The sequence below is a fragment of the Barnesiella sp. CU968 genome, from assembly GCF_905219685.1.
Lineage (GTDB): Bacteria > Bacteroidota > Bacteroidia > Bacteroidales > Muribaculaceae > Lepagella > Lepagella muris_A.
On sequence record NZ_CAJMXD010000416.1, the window covers coordinates 1 to 2,450 of the forward strand.

The following is a 2,450-nucleotide window of genomic DNA, read 5'->3' on the forward strand; positions in this document are numbered from 1 at the left end:
CCCTCACAAAAATAGCCGCCCAAAATCTGGACGGCTTTCTTTTTATGGCTTACCTGCTATCGCGGACGGTTGTACTTCAGAAAGTATCTTGAATACTTCATGCTGTTCTTCCTTGCTTAATTTGGATGTATTATCACTCATAATCAACCTTGCAATTATAGAGTAGCCGTCCAATCTCGCCTGCCGGATAATAAACCTTGCCCTCAATTATTGAGTATCCGATCTTGCCTTCCATTCGGAGTAGTGTCATGCCGCGCTGTGAACGGCGAAGTATTGACTGAGCCGAAATATTGTCTATCCACTCCTGCCGCTCATTCCCTGACAAGCGTCTGATTGCTTTGCCAAGAATTGAACGGCACTCGGCAAGAGTGGCGACCATAGCGTCAAAGACGCTGCGTTCAATGGTGATGTATTCCATAAATATAACCTTGGATTAGTGGTTTGATACTTTGCCCTGAATACAGCAATGGCAATCCATATTCCGGACTATGGGTTGCCATCATCATATTTTTATGAGCCGGGGATAGCTGTGCCTGTTTGGGATATATCGGGGCAGTCGCTTTGTCCGTGTAACATTCCGACTGCGAAAAAAGATTACTGAAAATGAGCGATTTCCCACGGTTACACACCGATTACCCAACATTACCCAACTTGAAAAATTGTCATAAACAAACAGCCATATTACGGTTGTTTCTATGTCAAATCCACGACGGATAAACATTACTCCAGCCGCTCAATCTGGTTCGGGTAGCACGCGGAACCGAACCAAAATTGACGACTGTCTGGTTCGGGTTGCAACGCGAATCGAACCAAATCCGAGGCAAATATATACCCCGTTCAGGATTTAATTCCCACTTAAAACAGGCTTTCATTAAAGCACATCGGCTAATAGACATAAAAGCCGATGGAGTGACGCCTATACCCCTGCCTAAAGCAAGAAAAAAGGCTAAACCTCTTAATGAAAGTTAAAAAAAGTAGGAACGTTCCAGGAACGTACCCGACGCGGATTTTGATTTCTGCCGAACTTCGCAGCGTAACACTAAACCCCAAAAATAAAATGGAAACAAAAACGCTGATAATCTCCGGCACGAAACTATCCCGTCAGATGCCCGGAACGGACTTGAAAAAGTCCACTGAAACAAACTCTATGGTTGAACCTCAAAAATATCTCTCATGAAGTCAGCAGAATTTACGATGGTATGCCAGATGCTTTCCGAACTGAGAGCAGAGGTACAGGCGATAAGAACCGGTGTTGACAGCCGTATCGAGTCAGTTGCCAAAACCGTGATGGAGGCTTTTCAGGGCTTCGGCATACTTGACCCGGACGAAGATACATGGACTGACAAGCAGGTACGCGCCAGATACCATGTATCACGCAAAACCCTCTACAATTACCGTATGTCGGGCAAGTTGCCCTATACACAGACCGGTGAGGGTACAAACTGCACTATCCGCTACCGCAAGGCGGATATAATAGAATTGTTCGCAACCCGCAACGCACAGATAATCCATACACACAATTAATAATCGCGTCGGCAACGGCGCAAGTTTCTAACCCAAAATTCTTTTAATTATGGCAAAAGACCAGACTGAAGAAGTGCTGATTGTCCGGAACAACGAAACCGGGCAGGTAGGCGCAGTGACCGGACTCAATGAGGACGGCACACCCAAAATCACCGATCCAATGTTCGTCACACTGGAGGATCTCGTAAAATTTAAGAAAGGACAAAATCCGCTGGAAGCGTTCTTGTCAAATTTTGTCAGACAATGCAAGAACCCAACAATGTTCGGATTCTTCAAAGTTCCTGCCGACCGTTACGATTGTGTTGGCATGGCTATGTGTGACTTTATAAAAGACCCCGAAACAAATGCTGAGATTCTCAAAGATTTCAAGGTCGATGTCCCTCAGCAGACGCAGACCAACATCAAGGAACAGGCTCAGGAGAACAATGCAACCGACACTCAGGCGCAAAAGCCGGTGGAGGAACAGGCTGCACAGACTGAACAGCCAAAGTATCACGCCATCGACGAAAGCAAAATCGACTGGACGATGCTCAAGAAGAAATGGGGCATAGACCGCGACCAGCTTGAAAAGTCGGGCGACCTCCGCGAGATGCTCTACAACCGCAAGTCGCAGATTGTGACCGTCACGCCCAATTTCGGAGGGGAGAAATTCCCGATTGACGCACGACTCTCTTTCAGAACCGATGCCGACGGCAATGTGAAGGTGGTGCCCCATTTCATACACCGCGAGCCCAAACTCGACCAAGAGTTTGAGGGGTACAAGTTCACAAAGGAAGATAAAGAGGCTCTGAAAACAACCGGCAATCTGGGCAAGGTCGTTGACCTTGTTGACAAAGCCACCGGGGAAGTCAAGCCCTCCTATGTCAGCGTTGACCGTCTAACCAACGAGATTGTGTGTACAACCATCCGCGATAGCGTATTGACGA

3 protein-coding genes are annotated in these 2,450 nt (G+C 47.1%); 2 read left to right on the forward strand and 1 reads right to left on the reverse strand.

The genetic code is table 11. From position 1 onward, the window contains the following. Positions 1-133: 133 nt before the first annotated feature. Positions 134-418 carry a hypothetical protein gene (locus tag JX312_RS12240; protein WP_107033313.1) on the reverse strand — a complete coding sequence of 95 codons (285 nt, stop codon included), beginning with the start codon at positions 416-418 and terminating at the stop codon, positions 134-136. 755 nt (positions 419-1,173) lie between these two features. Between JX312_RS12240 and JX312_RS12245 the strand changes: the two genes are divergently transcribed. Further along, the gene (locus JX312_RS12245) at positions 1,174-1,524 is read left to right on the forward strand and encodes a helix-turn-helix domain-containing protein (protein WP_107033315.1); all 351 of its coding nucleotides are present in this window, start codon (positions 1,174-1,176) and stop codon (positions 1,522-1,524) included. A 49-nt stretch (positions 1,525-1,573) separates the two neighbouring features. Beyond that, positions 1,574-2,450 (forward strand): DUF4099 domain-containing protein (locus JX312_RS12250; RefSeq protein WP_204458179.1); only part of this gene is annotated, 877 nt, incomplete at its 3' end.